Origin of the sequence: Planococcus maitriensis, from assembly GCF_003289925.1 — a bacterium.
Lineage (GTDB): Bacteria > Bacillota > Bacilli > Bacillales_A > Planococcaceae > Planococcus > Planococcus maitriensis.
Map to the genome: position 1 here is coordinate 36,248 of NZ_QLZQ01000009.1, position 16,756 is coordinate 53,003.

Genomic DNA, 16,756 nt, shown 5'->3' on the forward strand with positions numbered 1-16,756 from the left:
CACTTAATTTTCCATGCGTTTTCATGTATACTGAGTATGATAATTACAGTTTAGAGAGGGGTTATCACGATGCTATACGGTATTACTGTTGTCCTCGGATTCATGGCTGTGATCTTCATGTTCTTCTTCACCCTGCTTCATTTCCTTGGCAAAGAGCTTCATAGCCATGATGCAGAGCATATCGATCCGCTTCCGAAAGAGCGTCATTAAGCAAAAAAGCTCTGCCCCGCATACACGGGGCAGAGCTTTTTTCTGTTTATCGTGCCCCTATCACATCTCACTGAAAAGTGATAAAATTTGAATAAGCAGTGTTTATACCGATTAGGAGGAATTCATCCATGTTTTCTGCAACGGATATCGGGATCGATCTCGGTACCGCCAATATTCTCGTCTATACTAAGTCAAAAGGCGTCATCTTGAACGAACCATCCATCGTCGCCCTCGATGCCCGCAGCGGCGCTGTCATCGCCATTGGCAACGAGGCGAAAGCGATGCTCGGCAAGGCGCCCGATTCCATCCGTATCGTGCGCCCGATGAAAGAAGGCGTCATTGCCGATTTTGATGTGACCCGCGAACTACTGAAGCTGGTCATGCAAAAAGCGGCGAAACAATTAGGAAATTCACTGCGCAAGCCGAAAGTCATGGTCTGCACCCCGTCCGGCGCTACGGCTGTCGAGCGCCGGGCGATCCATGATGCCGTCAAACAGAGTGGGGCAAAGTCCGTGCACCTCATCGAAGAGACGGTTGCTGCAGCAATCGGCGCGGACTTGCCGATTACGGAACCTGTCGCTTCGGTTATCGTCGATATTGGAGGGGGCACGACAGAAGTCGCCATCATTTCATTCGGGGGCGTGGTGTCTTCCAATACGATCAAGATCGCAGGCGACCGCATGGATGAAGACATCATCCAATACGTCCGCAAGCATTATAATTTATTGATCGGCGAGAAAACGGCTGAAACGATCAAAAAAGAAATCGGCTACGCCCCGATTCCCCACGAACCGAAAAAAATGAATATCCGCGGCCGTGACGTATTGAGTGGGTTGCCGAAAACAATCGAGTTGAGTTCCGACGAAATGCAAAAAGCGCTCAACGAGTCCTTGTCGGCCATCCTGGAATGCATCCGTGCCACACTGGAAAATTGCCCCGCCGAATTATCGGGAGATATGGTCGACCAGGGCGTCGTCATTTCTGGCGGGGGTGCCTTATTGAAAGGCTTGCAGGAATGGCTGGCGCAAGAAATTTCCGTACCGGTCCATATCGCGCCGGACCCGTTGGAATCCGTTGCGATCGGCACCGGCCGCTCTCTCGGCATGATCGACCAGCTTGAGAAAATGTCGCGTTAAATCCCAAACGACCATCAAGGAGGAAAAACGATGTCTTTATTGAATGAGATTTTGGATTACAACGAAAAATTTGTAGAAGAAAAGCAATATGAGGAATTCATCACCACCAATCTCCCGGATAAGCGGATTGTCATCTTGACTTGCATGGACACCCGCCTGCTTGAGCTATTGCCAAAAGCGATGAATTTCAAGAACGGCGACGTGAAAATCGTCAAAAGCGCCGGCGCTGTCATCAACCACCCATTCGGTGGCATCATGCGCAGCTTGTTCGTAGCGGTATACGAGCTGAAGGCCGATGAGATCTATATTATCGGGCACCACGACTGCGGTATGGCCAAAGTGAAACCGGAAGGCATCATCGAAAAGATGAAAGAGCGGGGCATTGAAGAAAGCACGATCGAACAGATGAAATTCTCTGGCGTCAACCTCGACGAATGGCTGAAAGGTTTCGATAACGTAACGGAAAGCGTGCGCCACAGCGTCGACATGGTCCGCCATCACCCATTGATGGATAAAACCGTGCCCGTCCATGGCCTTGTCATCGACCCGAAAACCGGGAAACTAGACGTCGTCATCGACGGCAATAAAGACGAAAACCGCTGAGAAATCTCAGTTTTTTTAAGAGTGCTGATGAAGTCTATGATTCACAATGAATTAAAAAGGAACCACTTTTTCTACAATCAATAATCAAAGACCTATCTAAGTGTTCGGAGAAGCGTTCGCTCGACTCCTGCGGGAGCAGCGAAGCGACGGGTTTGAGAGACCCCGCAGGAACGAAGTGACGAGGAGGCTCGATTCCCGCCCGCGGAAAGCGAGCGATTAGCTTCGGAAAATACGACTTCTTAACTTTCTAGACAAGCTAAAAACCGCTGAGAAATCTCAGCGGTTTTCTTTTTGGAAATAAATATAATCAAGCGGGATTCCTGTCTTGCCGAACTGGCGCAATAAGGAAGTGATCTGCCCGCGGTGGTAGCTCGCGTGATTGACAATGGTGAAGAGCATTTCTTCGCGGCTGTGGCGGAACTCGTCTCCTTTCATATTGCGGTAATCCAGCTCTTCTTGCCAGCTTTCTTCTGATAGTGAGGCGAAATACAATTCCATCTCCGCATGAAGCAAGAGCAAGGCATTTTTCGCTTTCTCGACCGTGTTGACGTCGAAATGTTCAAATTCCGGGCTCTTGACCCCATTCATCCGCTTGAACCACAGCTTTTCAACGCCGATGACATGGGCGACCGTTTCACGGATCGATGGAAATGAACTCTTGCCCGCTTTCGTGTAATACGCTTCGCCGGAGTCTTCCACCAATTGCAGCACCTGTTGGCTTGCCCATTGGTGATAGGCAAATAGTTTTTCGGAATCCATATGCCATCCCTTCCTCTCCTCAATTCTCAAACCATCTCCGCATATCCTTCCACCATCTCAGATAGGCGGCCTTGCCCTTTCAAAAATCCTGTTCGAGCAATGCGTAATAATAATGGTCTTTCCATTCTCCATTGATGAACAGGAATTGCTTCAGCAACCCTTCCTTTTCAAACCCCGCTTTTTCGAGCACGCGCAACGAACCGATATTATCCGGGGCCACATACGCTTCCACACGGTGGAGGCGCAATTGCTCGAACCCGAAAGCCGTGACCAAGCGTACCGCTTCGCTTGCAATACCGCGGCCGATAAACTCCTCGTCCATCGAATAGCCGACCAATGCACTGAGGAACGGCAAGCGCTTGATGCTGTAAATGGAAATATGCCCAATCAGCTGATTGGTATCATGTGAAAAAATGCCGAAGCTGTATTCCCTGTTTTCCCGCGCCTGATAAATCGATTCACGGATTTTCTCGCGCTGTACCGCAATCGTGAAATAACTATCGCGATGCCTCGGCTCATAAATTGCCCAATAATCACGGTTCTTCACCAGGATCCGTACCATGTCTTCAGCGTCTTCTACGGTAAGTGTACGGAGATAACACGTTTTCCCTTCAAAAAGCAGATTCATCTTATCCCTCTTCTGCAGTCAATTTGATGAATTCCTCGACATCTTTTGTGCACAATGCAATGCCTTTTTCCCAGAATTCTTTTTTCGTGATGTCTTCGCCAAGATGCTTCATTGCCAATTGTTCTGTATTCATGACCGCCGTATCACGGAGCAAGGCCATGTATTTCTCTTCAAACCCTTGTCCTTCCTCGAGCGCTTTCGCGTACACGCTGAGCGAGAAAAGATAGCCGAATGTGTACGGGAAATTGTAGAACGGCACATCGGTGATATAGAAATGCAGTTTCGATGCCCAGAAATGCGGATGCCCTTCCGATAAACTTCCGGCAAATGCTTCCTCTTGGGCCTCTTCCATCAATTCATTCAAGCGGCTTGCCGGGACCACGCCGTTCTTTCGCTCTTCATAGAATCTCGTCTCGAACAGGAAACGGGCATGGATATTCATGAAAAATGCCACACTGCGCTGGATCTTATCTTCCAGTAAGGAGATTTTCTCTTCTTTACCGGAGGCATTCTTGACCGCTGCATCCGCTACGATCATTTCCGCGAAAGTCGATGCCGTTTCAGCGACGTTCATCGCATAGCTGCGGTTCAAATCATGCATCGGGCGCAGTGCATGCGTATGGAAGGCATGCCCCAATTCATGGGCCAATGTCGCGACATTGGACATCGATCCGCTGTAGGTCATGAAGATGCGCGATTCCCCGCTTTTTGGGAGCGATGTGCAAAAGCCCCCAGGCATCTTATGTGCGCGGTCTTCCGCTTCCACCCAGCCATTTTCCAGCGCATGGCGGGAAAACTTCTCCAATTCCGGGCCGAATTTCCCGAAATGGCGGATGATGAACTCCGACCCTTGCCCATAGTCGAACGACTGGGAGTTTTCCACGACCGGCGCATCGACATCGTACCAGGCAAGCTTGTCTTTGCCGAGCAATTGTGCCTTGCGCGTCAAATAATCCGCGAACGGCTGTTTATGTTCGCTGATTGCCTGCCACATGACGTCCAAAGTTTCCTGCTTCATGCGATTCATCTGCAACGGCTCTTCCAGCACATTATCGACGCCGCGCTTACTGTACATCTGCAGCCGGAACCCTGCGAGCGAGTTCAAGGTCTTGGCAAACAGCTCTTCCTTTTCGCCCCATGCCGCTTCCAGCTTGTCATAAGCTTCCTTGCGCACCGTGGCATCTTGGTGGGAGCCCAAATTATTCGCCTGTCCCACTGACAGCGTTTTTTCTTCACCATCCACCTCCACTTGGACCGATACGGAGGCGATCAGCAAATCGTATAATTCGCTCCACGCGTGATAGCCATCGATGCCAAGCGATGTAATGAGCCCTTCCTCTTGCTCTGACAGCAGCCGTTTTGCTTCCTTGCGCCATTCATCCAAGACGAAGGCGAATTCCTGCAAGTCTTCGGTGGACAGCAGCTCTGACCAAATATCCGGGTCCGTCTCCATAAGAGCCTGCTTGAATTTCAGGAAAGCACTTTGGAAACGGGATCTCATGAGTGAGTGTTCACTTTGCAGCAATGCCGCTTTTTTGTCCTTGGTGTCCTGCGCCATCAAGCAACCGATAAAGGCCCCGGCTTGGCGGATGTCCACCGATACCTCACTTGTCTGTACCAGGAATTTTGCCACATGCAGTGCATCGGCCGTTTGTTTCGGGACTTCAAACGTTGCAGCGGCTTGTTCGAAGCCGGCAAGCTTCTCTGCAGTTAATTCCAGGTGCGATCTCAATTCAGCCGAATCGCTGCCCCCTGAAAATAAACTATCGAGCTCCCATACTTCCGGATATGTATTTGTCATCTTTTTCCCCCTGCAGTCACGAATTTTCAAAATACATTAATAAGTATAACATCTCCTTTACCGGAACGGGACTGGCGGCCGCCCTGTACTTTTCACGATATCGCCATTTTTCAAAAACTTCCTGCACTTTCTTGTTGGTCGCGCGGGCTGGCAAGTTTATACTGATATTTGAGGAGGGATTTCATATGATTCGCGTACTGCTGATGACGCTGGCATTTATCGCCGTCGTCACCATGAATGCCTTGGCGAATATACTGCCATTCAACGGTCAGACTACCGGTGAAATCTCCGACCGTGTGCCGGTCCTCTTTACGCCGGCCGGTTATGCATTTTCCATCTGGTCCGTTATATATATTTTATTGGCTATCTGGATCATCGGCTTTTGGCTGCGCTTGAAAAAAGGAGTGCACCCTTCAGCGAAAGTTTCGTTGTATTTCATCTTGAGCACTATTTTCAACATCACTTGGCTGCTTTGTTGGCATTATGAATTCTTTATATGGTCGATCGCAGCAATGATTGCCTATCTATTGTCGCTGATCGCTTTGTACTTGGAATATGGAAACGGTGAACGGGGCTTTACGCAACGTTTGCCGGTTTCTGTCAATCTTGGCTGGATCAGTGTCGCGACCATTGCCAATATCAGTTATGTCCTGACCTTCTATAATTGGAGTGGCTGGGGATTGAGCGATCAATTGTGGACGGTCATCATGCTGACCGTAGCGACCGCACTGGCTCTTCACATACGCTTCCACCATTCGGACATCCCATTGACCTTGGTGTTCATCTGGGCGTTCGTCGCCATCGCCGTCCGCCATGGCATGGATGAGATGCTGGTCAGCACGGCAGCTTTATTCCTGAGCGGCGTGTTGCTGACCGGCATCCTGCTGATCAAGAAGAAGCCAGCAAAAACAGGTATGAGGCCATAAAAAAAACAACCATCGGCCGATGGTTGTTTTTTTTTCGTTGATTTTATTTTTCGAGTTTCGTCAGCAAAATCGGTTCGCCTTTTGTGACGAGTACGGTATGTTCAATCTGTGCGACGAGCGATTGGTCCGGCGTGATAAAGGTCCAGCCGTCCCCTGATTCGATGATATGTTCAGCTTTTTGTGAAATAAACGGCTCGACTGCGAGCACCATGCCTTCTTTCAAGATCGTCGTTTCCCACGCATCATAATAATTGAGAATATGCTGCGGTGCTTCATGAAGCGATTTTCCGACGCCATGCCCGGTCAGGTTCTTGATGACGAACAAGCCTTGGTCTTTTGCTTCACGCTCGACTGCCTTGCCGATCTGGTTCAGTTTGGCACCGGCTTTCACTTTCATCATCGCGCGTTCGAATGCGGACTCTGCCGCTTGGCATAGCTTTTCTTTGTCTTCATGGCCTTCGCCCACGACGAATGAAATACCGGTATCCGCAAAGTAATCACCGTATGATCCAGACACATCGATATTGACGATATCCCCATCGTTGATAATGCGTTTTCCTGGAATTCCGTGCGCCACTTCTTCGTTGACGCTGATGCACGTATAGCCCGGGAAATCATATTCCGATTTCGGAGCGGAGACGCCGCCCCATTCTTTGAACAGCCGGCCGCCCAGTTCGTCGAGTTCTTTCGTGGTAATGCCAGGCTTCACGGCAGCTTTCATCGTTTCCCGGATTTCCGCCACCATCTGTCCCGCTTTTTTCAATCCTTCAATATCTTTTTCATTAGTCGCTATCATACTGACCCTTCTTTCAAACTATTCTATTTGAGAATTATAACATAGAATAAGCCGCTCCCGCTTCTCATACCGTTCAGCAAATTCCCATTAATATCCAAATTAAATATGGTAATTGGCCTGTCCCCCAAAAAAGCCGCCTATCATCAGGCGGCTTTCATCATGAATCCGGCTGCGTCAACCGTGGCGCTGTGATGAATAATAAAGAGCAAACAATCGCTGCGACAATCGCGACGGGAATCATATAGGTAGCATTATAGACGGCTGAATAGATGAAGACATTGCCTTCCGCAAACATGCCGAAGAACAGGATACCCGTAATGACATGGACCACATAGCGGAGAAAGGAACCGATCAATACGCCAAGCGCAACCATGGCAATGATTTTTCCGGTCTTTTTCGCCTGCACGGCTTCCAAATAACGGCTGCGCATCATCCCTGCCAAACCGACGACGCCATATGCCAGCAAATAATCCAAAATGACTTGCATGACGACAAAGCCGAACGACAGCGGCGCCACTGAGATGAAGCCCGTTACAATCTGCAGCAAGCCGACCAAAAGCCCCGTGATGACACCCGCTGCGATGCCTCTGCGGAATGCCATCAGCACGATCGGGATCATGACCAAGCTGACCGATCCCCCTTGCGGCATGCGAAAGGCGATAAAATCCAATACAAAGCCGAGAGCTGCAAAAATCGCAATTTCGACCATTAACAATACACGTTTATTTCTCATTCAAACTGCCTCCTTTTGGATTTGCACATCACCAGAAGGGCCGTTTTCTTACGGAACACGAAAAACGGCGCCAGGACAGATCCTGGCGCCGTTCAGGCCGGTTTTCCATCCACATCCCTGCGCAAGCATTAACTTGCAGGTTCGAAGGGTAAGAACTTAATCGTTCACTCTCAGCCAAAGCTCCCCTTGTGGTGTATACAATTATTTCTCTATTATGTGTATTGTACACAACGCATACTGGGCTTGCAAGGCTGTTTCAGCCAACCGGATTAGGGTAGATAGAAACTAGCAAACTTTCTGGAAGGTGGTGGAGGCAGTTGGGAAACTGCCGATTCTATGATTGATTTATTGAAGGATTTGATCAAGATCGAAAGTGATACGAAAGAAGGGGCAAACGAAGCGCTGCTGTTCTGCTCTGCCTGGCTCAAGGCGAAAGGCGAAGAAGTCGAGGTGCATGATAACGATGGCTACCTAATGTTGACGGCCTCCAAAGGCCAAGGCGCCGAAAAGATTATCTGGAACGGCCACGTCGACGTCGTGCCGGGACATAAGGAGCAATTTTCTCCCATTGAAGAAGGCGATAAACTGTATGGGCGCGGGTCGGCCGACATGAAAGCGGGCGTCGCGGCGATGATGCAGGCGTTTGTCGAACTCGATGCTTCTACATTGCCGCGTGAAGTGCATCTGCATATTGTCACGGATGAAGAGATCGGCGGGCGCAATACCTCGAAATGGCTGGTCGACCAAGGCCATTACGGCGATTTCGTCATTTGTGGCGAGCCGACCCATTTGAAGATCGGCCTGCAATCGAAAGGCATTTTAAGAATGGATTTAACGTTCAAAGGCAAACCAGCTCACGGATCGCGCCCATGGGAAGGCATCAATGCCATCGAATCGGCGATGAAATTCCATGCCGGCATGAAAGATTTGCCGTTTCGCAAAGAATCGACGGAATACTATGAGCAACCTTCCGTCAACTTGCCGATCATCAATGCAGGCGACCGGTACAATGTAGTGCCGGAAATCTGCCAGATGTCCTACGATATCCGCTTTATGCCCGGGCAGGATAAGGATGAGATTGTCCGCCAGATGGAACAGCTGGCCGACACGCTCGATGTCGACATGGAATACAAAGCAAGTGGTTCGACCCCTGCTTTGACGACGACGGACGACCATCCGTATATCCAGACCTTGATGAAGGCTGTCGAATCGACGCTGTCGGAACAACCGGTGCTGTTCGGCCAGCACGGGGCTGCAGATACCCGTTATTACGCCGAAAAAATCGGCGGGCAAGGCGCCATCGAGTTCGGGCCGAGCGGGGACGACTGGCATGGCAATGCAGAATACGTCTCCATCTCAAGCGTCCATTCCTATAAGGACATCCTCATTGCGCATGCAAACACCCCTACCGATGTTTAAAAAAGGCTGAAGTGGGGAAAACTCTACTAAACCTCAATACGAAAAAATGAATGGAGCGATAAATATGGCGATTGGAAGACTTGTCAGATCTGCGATTAAATACGGGCCGATTGCATACCCAATCATCCGCAAAGTGATGAACAACCGCAAAAAGAACAACGCAAACAAGGAAAACGACGCGCGCAACCGCAGCGACTCACGAAAAAGCCGCTGAACGATAAAAGACCGGAGAAAATGATCATTTTCTCCGGTCTTTTTCTATTGCCCCGATTTTTTAAACGAGCGGCACTGCCTGGCGAATCGCTAAGTATTCCAACCCCTTGCCTTCAGAAGGCTTGGCGGCCGAGCCGTCGGATGAAGCTTCTGCTGAATCGGCCTGTTCTTCTTCATCCACTCCATCTGCCGGTTCTTCCTGTTCCTGCATTTGCTGGATTTCTTCGAAAGTTACAGGCGCCGGTTCCGGAAGTTCGGCATCCTCCACTCCAAAGCCTTCCGCATAATGCTCGAAGAATGCATTCGCCATCTCCTGATAACCGTCTATATTCGGATGCACGTCTCCGGAATTCGGTACCAGTTCCACCGCATCCTCACCGAAACGGCCCGCTACATCGACAAATGTCGCGCCTGCCTGTTCCGCTTCCTGCTTGAGGATGTCGTTTAATTGCTCCAACTGCCCAGCAGTGCCTTGTTTTTGGCTATCACGGGCATGCGGGTACGCAAAATAATAGCCCATAACGTAGACATCGGCTGATGGCGCAAGCTCTACCAGCTCAGAAAGGATCTCCCCCATATTTTCACGGGCCGCATTCAAGGCGTAGTCTGCCTGGATCTCCTCGAAACTCAAGGCACCTTCAGCGGCATTCGCTTGCACGAGGCGCAGCAAATCATTCGCTCCGGCAGAAACCGTAATGATATTAGCTGAACCCAGCAGCTCTTTTGCTTCATCCGATTCGATGCTTTCCAGGACATCGCTTGCCGTAAAGCCAGGAAACGCCAAGTCTTTCGAATAGAACGCAAACGGCTGGTTGCGCCCCAATTCCTGCGCAATCAAATCCGCATACCCGCTGTCGATTGACCGGTCGGGCGTCTGGCCCGCCGCCAGGGAATCCCCGATCGCCACATAAGCGGCAGGTATTTGCGGTTCTGCATGTACCGTGTGCGCGGCTGCTGTCGTCAACAGCACTGCCGCCAAAATGCTAGTTGTCTTCTTCATCTGCTCACCTCGTTAGAATGCCCAATTCCCATGGCGGAAAATCGCTTCGGTCTTGCCGTCTTCCGTAATGCCGTCGATGTCCATATCATTCGAGCCGATCATGAAATCCTCGTGGACAATCGATGTATTCAACCCGTATTCCTTTAACTGATCGCGTTCCAAGTCTTTTCCACCTTCGAGGCAAGTCGGGTACGAATCACCGATGGCCAAATGGTTCGATGCATTTTCATCGAACAAGGTATTATAGAACAAAATGCCGGAAGCTGAAATCGGCGATTCAACCGGCACGAGCGCCAATTCACCGAGATACGCCGCGCCTTCGTCAGCTGACAGCAATTCATCGAGCAATTCCTGCCCCACTTCCGCTTTCGCTTCCGTAATGCGGCCGTTCTCGAAGCGCAACGAGAAGCCATCGATGATATTGCCTTGATAAACGAGCGGCTTCGTGTTGCGCACGGTGCCTTCTACTTCCATTTTAGCCGGTACGGTATACACTTCTTCAGTCGGCATATTGGCGATGAACGGCACATCATCCGGTGTCCGGGAAGCTCCGCTCATCCAAATATGGCCTGTTGGCAAGCCGATCGTCAAATCGGTTCCTGGCGCACGGTAATGCAATTTCCGGTAGCGCCGCTCGTTCAATGCGGCTGCCCGCCGTTCCAGATTGGCGATATGTTCTTGCCACAATGAGACTGCGTCACCGTCTCCGATGCGCACGGTCCGGAAAATCGCTTGCCACAAGGCAGCCATTTGGTCTTGTTCATCCGGGAATACTTTTTGCGCCCATTTCTCGGAAGGGATCGCGACGATCGACCAAGCAATCTTATCGGAACCGACAGCCTGGCGGTAGCGTTCAAGCGCTCTTCCTGCTGACTTCTGCGCGTCACTTAGGCGTTTTGCCGGAATGCCGGTTAGTAAATCCGGGTCTTCCGCGTCGATCCACAGGAATGCGCCTTTATGGTCGATGATGGAATCGCGCTGTTTGACGACCCAATCCGGAAATTCATGGAACGCTCCGTCCGGTGCCAATTCGTAATGCATCCGCGTAACTGACGGGTCCGAGAACGCGACATGGACTTGTTTTGCTCCCGCTTCGTACGCTTTTTCAACGACCAAGCGAGTGAATTCAACGGTGTCCGTCGTCGTCGCAATCAGCAGTTCCTGCCCAGGCTGGACATTGACACCGACTCGGACGGTCAATTCCGCATATTGCGCTAATTTTTCCTGAAAGCTCATCATTTCTTCCCCTTTGCTGAAATGGTTTTGCTGTTCCCTTCGATCAGTTCGCCGGCGTGCATGATTTTCTGCACTGGCTTGTCCGGCAATTCTTTTGTCAGTTTCTTATAATGCTTTTCATCCGCATAGGCAAGGAGCGTCAGCACTTCCCCGTCTGCCCCCGCACGCCCCGTTCTGCCGGAACGGTGCAAATATTGCTCCAAACTCATCGGTGCGTCGACATGGATGACGTGCGTCAATTGCTCGATGTCAAGACCGCGCGCCGCCACTTCCGTCGCGATCAATACAGCCGTGTCGCCTTTGCGGAAATCATCCAACGCTTTCTTGCGTTCTTCTTTTTTCATTTCGGAATGCAATGTCGCGATTTTGGCATCACGGAACTTCAATTTGCTTTCCTTCATCAGTACTTGGTCCAGATTGTTGACGAAAGCCAATCCTTTAATGCCTTCCATATGTGACAAACTGCGAAGCAAATCGGTCTTGTCGCGCTCATCGACTTTAATGAACGAATGCGTCACTTTTCCTTGTTTCGGCAATTCTTCGGCCGATACTTGCAGGCGTGTCGGATGCTTCATCAATCGCTCCGCCACCAATTCGATTTCTTCGGTGATGGTCGCTGATACCAGCACCAACTGACGGTCCTGCTGTGTTTTTTCGATCAGGTCTTTCATGACGCCACGGTGTTCACGCGCCATCAATTGGTCGCCCTCGTCCAGTACTAGGATGCGTACTTCGTGCATTTTGAGCTTTTTGGTCTTCACCAATTCACTTAAACGCCCTGGTGTGCCGACGACGATTGTCGGTTTTTTCTTCAATTTATCCAATTGCCGCTGAATATTGGCGCCGCCGATCAAAGGCGTGACGGTTACATCCGTCCCTGCCGTCCATTCACGCAAAACGTTGACGATCTGCATCGCCAATTCCTGTGACGGGGCGATGATCATCGCTTGGGTATTCGGTTTTTTCGGATTGACGCGCTCCAGAATCGGCAAAATATATGCCAAAGTTTTTCCGGATCCTGTCGGAGATTCCGCAACGATGTCGTTGCCTGCGAGCATCTCGGGAATCATTTGCTCCTGGATCGGCATCGCCTCGGCAAAACCGGTTTGTTTCCATTTTTCCTGCCATACAGGACTTAGCTCTTCTATAAATTTCATGTGCCATTCCACCTTCTTTTCGATGCCTTAAGTGTACCATATTCCGCGATGGGACGCCCTTTTAGCCAAATGAAAAGACGGTTCCTTTTCTAAGGAACCGCCCTGTTTTTAATCAGCGTAACGCTGTTTATAAACTTGGTCTTTTTGTTCTTTCTGTATTTTCCCTACAGCCTGCCCAGGCTTTTTGATGAAGAACGCAAGCAGGAATGCAGCTAATGCGATAACCGTCGAAACCGTGAAGGAATAATTAATGCCTTCAAGCATGGCGGAAATCGTAGCTGCCTGCTCCGGGACGCCTGAAGCGATGAGCTCGCGTGCAGCCGATTCCGTCCGCGTGTTCATAAGCGTGACCAGGAATGCGGAACCGATCGCGCCCGAGACTTGCTGCAAGGTATTATTGATCGCCGTACCGTGTGGATAGGATTTCATCGGCAATTGGTTGAGCCCATTCGTCATGACCGGCATCATGACCATCGAGATCCCGAACATGCGCAAGGTATAGATGGCCATGATTTCATAATATCCAGTCTCCATCGACAAATTGCTGAACAAAAAGGTGGTGAAGACGACAATCGCGAGACCCGGCAATGCCAACACTTTCGCGCCGAACCGGTCGAACAAGCGGCCGGTCACCGGCGACATGACACCCATGACGAGCGCGCCCGGCAACATCATCAAGCCGGACTGGATCGGAGAGATGCCCTTGATCGTCTGGATATAGATTGGCATAAGGATCATCGCAGAGAACATTGCCATCGACAAAGTGACCGAAATGATGGAAGACAAAGCGAACATCGGGTGCTTGTAAACACGGAGCTCCAATAACGGTTCCTCCAATTTTAATTGGCGGAAGGTGAAGATTAGCAATGAAATGATTCCGACCGCGATCGTCAAATAGACAGCCGGGTTTTCCCATCCAAGCGATCCCGCTGAACTGAAGCCGTACAGAATCCCGCCAAAACCGAGGCTCGACAGTACAAGCGATAATGGGTCAAGCGACAACTCGCGGTTTTGGAATGTCAGGTTTTTCAATTTGAAAATCCCGAGGAGCAACGGGATCAAGGCTATTGGCAGTACGATGAGGAACAGGATTCTCCATGAGTAGGTCTGGACGATAAACCCCGAGAGCGTTGGGCCTATTGCCGGCGCTACGACCATGACCATCCCGAAGAGCCCCATTGCTTGCCCCCTTTTCTCGATCGGGAACGCGGCAAGCATGACATTCATCAATAACGGCATCATCAGGGCAGCGCCTGAAGCCTGCACCATACGGCCGATCAACAGTATTGAAAAAACCGGCGCCACAGCGGCGAACAATGTCCCTAGCGAAAACAAGGACATGGCCACAATGAAAATGGCACGATTTGAATAGCGTTGTATTAAATAAGCACTGGCAGGAATCAGGATGCCGTTGACAAGCATATAACCTGTAACAAGCCATTGGGCGGTCGCAGCATCGACAGATAAGTCAATCATGATCTCCGGCAGGGCGATATTCAGCAAAGTTTGGTTGAAGATCGCCACAAATGCCCCGGTAAACAGGATGGCGATTATTCCATAAGGTGGTTTTGTCGTTTCTTTCATCTTTCGTTTCCTCCGTCTCGCCGAAATGTTTCGACTGATCATACTCTATCGACATATTTTATACTCATGGTATAATTTTTACAAGGAAAACGTTCCAGTAAAACGAAATAAGCGCGAAACATTGATTTCACCGGCTTTTGACGTTATGCTTTTTTCTATACTACCAGTCCAAAAAGGGGATATTATGAATCCTAAAAAACAGCAAATCATCAATGCCGCCCATCGCCTGTTTATCCAAAAAGGCTATAATGCCTCATCCATCCAAGACATTCTGGACGAAGCCGGAATTTCCAAAGGCACGTTCTATAATTACTTCACCTCGAAATCGGAATGCCTGATTGCCTTAATGGAATCGATCAGTGAAGATATCCGGACAGCACGCATTGCCGCTGCTTTGGGGGAGTCGCCTTCCGATGCGGATCTATTCGCCAGGCAATTGGCGGTCCGCATCCGCATGAACCATGAGAAAAATCTATTTTCCTTGTATGAAAGCATTTTCTATTCACAAGACGAGGAGTTAAAAGCATTCGGAAAAAGCCAGTATATTGCCGAACTCAGGTGGCTCAGCAACCGAATTGTCGATATGTTCGGCGAAGAGGCCAGGCCATATGCGCTTGAGAATGCAGCGATGGCGAACGGGGCGCTTCAGCAATTGATGCATGTATGGCGCCTTGGCACCGACCGGCAATTGCCGCTCGATGAACTGACGGACTATATCGTGCTCCGCATGAAACAAGCCGTTGAAATCCAGTTAAAGGACGGCAAGCGATTTTTATCCGAGCGTCTATTGGAGGAAAGCGCGGAACTGCAGACTTTAACCGACAGTGCCAAACAACTGAAAGCACTTGCCGCTGCCGCGGAAGATCCTGACTTGCAGCAATTAATTGCATTTCTCGCCGATGAACTCGCGGCCGAAAAGCCGCGCAAAGCCATCGTCAATAGCGTGCTGACCACTTTAGGCCAGAGCACGGATGATGCCGAACTGCAGATTTACCTGGAACAAGTGTGGCGCCAGATCAAATGAAAAAATCCCCTTCCCCGGAATTTTCTCCAAGGAAGGGGATTTTTTATGATGGTTGGCTCCGCCCCGCTGTTGCTTGTTCAAACGCATAAGCATATTCGATCAGCTTCGGTTCGTCGAATGCCTGGCCCGCAAACGTGATGCCGAACGGTTCGCCTGATTCCGTCAATCCATAGGGCACGGTAATCGAAGGAAAACCAGCGGCCGCGCCGATATTGCATCCGAAATCTTTCGGCAAAAGAAGCGCATCGACGCCTGTTTCCCTGAAAGTTTCGTTCATGCCTTGCTCGGCAGCCAAAAAACGGTTGCGCTCAAGTGCCTCGACGTATTCACGTTCCGTCAGTTTACCGCTCATCCTATCTGCCTGTTCAAGCAAATTCTGGCCGAATTTCAGCATCGTTTCAGGATGTTCATTATTGAATGCGATGACATCGCCCATCGAACGGACCGGATGCTCAGGATTCGAACGTGCCAAGTAGGCGTTCAAGTCCGCTTTGAACTCATGGAGCAGGACCGCAAACCCGAGGTCTTCCTGGTCCGCGCCCAGGTCGATCTCCTTCACGTCCGCCCCGAATTCCTTCAGCTTGCTGACCGCTTTTTCGAATAGTTCTGCTTGTTCACCCGGGATGTCTTCAAACAATTGGCGGTCAATCCCGAATCGTGCGCCGGATAGCCCATCTTTTTTCAAATGCCGGCCCCAATCGTAATCTGTGAACTGATCGGCAAATGCCGTAATGCTGTCTTCTTCATCTTTACCGATCAGGACTTCGAAAACCGCCACCGCATCTTCCACAGTGCGCGCAAGCGGCCCGGCAGTATCTTGTGTGTGCGACAAGGGAATGATTCCTGTACGGCTGACCAGGCCGATCGTCGGCTTGATGCCGACCAGGCTGTTCTGTGCTGCAGGATTGATGATCGACCCCGAAGTTTCCGTCCCGACCGCAGCCGCAGCCAAGTTCGATGCCACTCCGGCCGCCGATCCTGAACTCGATCCGCCGACATCGAATGCACCATACGGGTTTTTCACTTGGCCCCCACGCGAGCTATAGCCATTGGTCATTTTATCGCTCATGAAATTCGCCCACTCGGTCATGTTCGTTTTCCCAAGGATGACCGCCCCTGCTGCACGCAGCTTTTCCACCACTTTCGCATCGCGCAGCGCATAATGGTCCGCCATGGCGAGTGAACCGGCGCTGGTATGCATTTTGTCTGCGGTGTCCATATTGTCTTTCACGAGAAGCGGGATGCCGTGCAGTTTTGAGCGCGGCCCTTTATGCTTCCGCTCAAAATCCAGTGCTTGGGCAGCAAGTAAGGCATCCGGGTTGATCTCGAGCACGGCTCGGGTATTTTTATCGCGCAGCGAGATATTCTCTTTATACATAAGCACGAGTTCTTCCGAAGTGAGGTTTCCTGCTTCCATCTCTTTCTGCAATTCGCCAATCGTCATTTCATCAAGCTTGTTTTTCCGGTAGTCTTCCAATTTTTGATGGTGCATGGCTGTTCCTCCCAGATGGTACAAAATAAACCCTTTTTA

General features: G+C 50.4%; 17 protein-coding genes and 1 riboswitch. Of the genes, 7 read left to right on the top strand and 10 right to left on the bottom strand.

Annotated elements, in window-relative coordinates:
* Positions 1-69 precede the first annotated feature (69 nt).
* The 3 genes from DP119_RS15910 (at position 70) to DP119_RS14715 (ending at position 1,949) form a co-directional block, all read left to right on the top strand.
* Positions 70-210, top strand: coding sequence for a hypothetical protein (locus DP119_RS15910; RefSeq protein ID WP_167399246.1), 141 nt, complete (start codon positions 70-72; stop codon positions 208-210).
* Between the two features lie 128 nt (positions 211-338).
* Positions 339-1,346: a rod-share determining protein MreBH gene (mreBH, locus tag DP119_RS14710; RefSeq protein ID WP_112233863.1), complete on the top strand. Its 1,008-nt coding sequence runs from the start codon at positions 339-341 to the stop codon at positions 1,344-1,346.
* A gap of 30 nt (positions 1,347-1,376) precedes the next feature.
* On the top strand, positions 1,377-1,949 hold the full coding sequence (locus DP119_RS14715) for a beta-class carbonic anhydrase (protein ID WP_112233864.1): 573 nt from the start codon (positions 1,377-1,379) through the stop codon (positions 1,947-1,949).
* Between the two features lie 276 nt (positions 1,950-2,225).
* Here DP119_RS14715 and DP119_RS14720 read toward each other — a convergent pair whose 3' ends face one another.
* From DP119_RS14720 to DP119_RS14730, 3 genes are all read right to left on the bottom strand, one after another.
* Complete coding sequence (locus DP119_RS14720; protein WP_112233865.1) at positions 2,226-2,708, bottom strand: DinB family protein; 483 nt, start codon at positions 2,706-2,708, stop codon at positions 2,226-2,228.
* 79 nt (positions 2,709-2,787) lie between these two features.
* Positions 2,788-3,336, bottom strand: coding sequence for a GNAT family N-acetyltransferase (locus DP119_RS14725; protein WP_112233866.1), 549 nt, complete (start codon positions 3,334-3,336; stop codon positions 2,788-2,790).
* Between the two features lies 1 nt (position 3,337).
* Positions 3,338-5,137 (bottom strand): M3 family oligoendopeptidase, encoded by a 1,800-nt coding sequence (locus tag DP119_RS14730; RefSeq protein WP_112233867.1) that lies wholly within the window; start codon positions 5,135-5,137, stop codon positions 3,338-3,340.
* 185 nt (positions 5,138-5,322) lie between these two features.
* Here DP119_RS14730 and DP119_RS14735 point away from each other — a divergent pair, with 185 nt between their 5' ends.
* Complete coding sequence (locus DP119_RS14735) at positions 5,323-6,063, top strand: tryptophan-rich sensory protein (protein WP_112233868.1); 741 nt, start codon at positions 5,323-5,325, stop codon at positions 6,061-6,063.
* Between the two features lie 43 nt (positions 6,064-6,106).
* On the opposite strand, the gene map is transcribed toward DP119_RS14735, so the two are convergent.
* Together map and thiT are read right to left on the bottom strand one after the other, a co-directional pair.
* Positions 6,107-6,859, bottom strand: coding sequence for a type I methionyl aminopeptidase (gene map, locus DP119_RS14740; protein ID WP_112233869.1), 753 nt, complete (start codon positions 6,857-6,859; stop codon positions 6,107-6,109).
* A 157-nt stretch (positions 6,860-7,016) separates the two neighbouring features.
* Positions 7,017-7,592: an energy-coupled thiamine transporter ThiT gene (gene thiT, locus DP119_RS14745; RefSeq protein WP_112233870.1), complete on the bottom strand. Its 576-nt coding sequence runs from the start codon at positions 7,590-7,592 to the stop codon at positions 7,017-7,019.
* 97 nt (positions 7,593-7,689) lie between these two features.
* Positions 7,690-7,789: riboswitch (TPP riboswitch) on the bottom strand.
* A 139-nt stretch (positions 7,790-7,928) separates the two neighbouring features.
* On the opposite strand from thiT, the gene DP119_RS14750 reads away from it, so the two are divergent.
* Positions 7,929-9,011 carry a M20 family metallopeptidase gene (locus tag DP119_RS14750; RefSeq protein ID WP_112233871.1) on the top strand — a complete coding sequence of 361 codons (1,083 nt, stop codon included), beginning with the start codon at positions 7,929-7,931 and terminating at the stop codon, positions 9,009-9,011.
* A 64-nt stretch (positions 9,012-9,075) separates the two neighbouring features.
* Positions 9,076-9,225, top strand: coding sequence for a hypothetical protein (locus DP119_RS15915; RefSeq protein ID WP_167399247.1), 150 nt, complete (start codon positions 9,076-9,078; stop codon positions 9,223-9,225).
* A gap of 60 nt (positions 9,226-9,285) precedes the next feature.
* Here the strand turns inward: DP119_RS15915 and DP119_RS14755 are convergent, their stop codons facing one another.
* The 4 genes from DP119_RS14755 to DP119_RS14770 form a co-directional block, all read right to left on the bottom strand.
* Positions 9,286-10,224, bottom strand: a complete 939-nt coding sequence (locus DP119_RS14755; protein WP_112233872.1) for an SGNH/GDSL hydrolase family protein — start codon at positions 10,222-10,224, stop codon at positions 9,286-9,288.
* A gap of 12 nt (positions 10,225-10,236) precedes the next feature.
* Entirely contained in the window at positions 10,237-11,460 is a 1,224-nt protein-coding gene (locus DP119_RS14760; RefSeq protein WP_112233873.1) for an aminopeptidase, read from the bottom strand.
* Positions 11,460-12,617: a DEAD/DEAH box helicase gene (locus tag DP119_RS14765; protein WP_112233874.1), complete on the bottom strand. Its 1,158-nt coding sequence runs from the start codon at positions 12,615-12,617 to the stop codon at positions 11,460-11,462. The genes DP119_RS14760 and DP119_RS14765 overlap by 1 nt, the downstream gene beginning before the upstream one ends.
* Before the next feature lie 108 nt (positions 12,618-12,725).
* A complete protein-coding gene (locus DP119_RS14770; protein ID WP_112233875.1) occupies positions 12,726-14,201 on the bottom strand; it encodes an MDR family MFS transporter in 1,476 nt (491 codons plus the stop codon).
* Positions 14,202-14,385: 184 nt separating this feature from the next.
* Here DP119_RS14770 and DP119_RS14775 point away from each other — a divergent pair, with 184 nt between their 5' ends.
* A complete protein-coding gene (locus tag DP119_RS14775) occupies positions 14,386-15,225 on the top strand; it encodes a TetR/AcrR family transcriptional regulator (RefSeq protein ID WP_112233876.1) in 840 nt (279 codons plus the stop codon).
* A gap of 43 nt (positions 15,226-15,268) precedes the next feature.
* On the opposite strand, the gene DP119_RS14780 is transcribed toward DP119_RS14775, so the two are convergent.
* Entirely contained in the window at positions 15,269-16,717 is a 1,449-nt protein-coding gene (locus DP119_RS14780; protein ID WP_068868591.1) for an amidase family protein, read from the bottom strand.
* Positions 16,718-16,756 lie beyond the last annotated feature (39 nt).

Coding starts and splice junctions, on each gene's coding strand:
- DP119_RS14715 (WP_112233864.1), top strand. CDS start 1,377: ATGTCTTTATTGAATGAGATTTTGGATTACAACGAAAAATTTGTAGAA.
- DP119_RS14735 (WP_112233868.1), top strand. CDS start 5,323: ATGATTCGCGTACTGCTGATGACGCTGGCATTTATCGCCGTCGTCACC.
- DP119_RS14725 (WP_112233866.1), bottom strand. CDS start 3,336: ATGAATCTGCTTTTTGAAGGGAAAACGTGTTATCTCCGTACACTTACC.
- DP119_RS15910 (WP_167399246.1), top strand. CDS start 70: ATGCTATACGGTATTACTGTTGTCCTCGGATTCATGGCTGTGATCTTC.
- thiT (WP_112233870.1), bottom strand. CDS start 7,592: ATGAGAAATAAACGTGTATTGTTAATGGTCGAAATTGCGATTTTTGCA.
- DP119_RS14775 (WP_112233876.1), top strand. CDS start 14,386: ATGAATCCTAAAAAACAGCAAATCATCAATGCCGCCCATCGCCTGTTT.
- DP119_RS14755 (WP_112233872.1), bottom strand. CDS start 10,224: ATGAAGAAGACAACTAGCATTTTGGCGGCAGTGCTGTTGACGACAGCA.
- DP119_RS15915 (WP_167399247.1), top strand. CDS start 9,076: ATGGCGATTGGAAGACTTGTCAGATCTGCGATTAAATACGGGCCGATT.
- DP119_RS14720 (WP_112233865.1), bottom strand. CDS start 2,708: ATGGATTCCGAAAAACTATTTGCCTATCACCAATGGGCAAGCCAACAG.
- DP119_RS14750 (WP_112233871.1), top strand. CDS start 7,929: ATGATTGATTTATTGAAGGATTTGATCAAGATCGAAAGTGATACGAAA.
- mreBH (WP_112233863.1), top strand. CDS start 339: ATGTTTTCTGCAACGGATATCGGGATCGATCTCGGTACCGCCAATATT.
- map (WP_112233869.1), bottom strand. CDS start 6,859: ATGATAGCGACTAATGAAAAAGATATTGAAGGATTGAAAAAAGCGGGA.
- DP119_RS14770 (WP_112233875.1), bottom strand. CDS start 14,201: ATGAAAGAAACGACAAAACCACCTTATGGAATAATCGCCATCCTGTTT.
- DP119_RS14765 (WP_112233874.1), bottom strand. CDS start 12,617: ATGAAATTTATAGAAGAGCTAAGTCCTGTATGGCAGGAAAAATGGAAA.
- DP119_RS14780 (WP_068868591.1), bottom strand. CDS start 16,717: ATGCACCATCAAAAATTGGAAGACTACCGGAAAAACAAGCTTGATGAA.
- DP119_RS14730 (WP_112233867.1), bottom strand. CDS start 5,137: ATGACAAATACATATCCGGAAGTATGGGAGCTCGATAGTTTATTTTCA.
- DP119_RS14760 (WP_112233873.1), bottom strand. CDS start 11,460: ATGAGCTTTCAGGAAAAATTAGCGCAATATGCGGAATTGACCGTCCGA.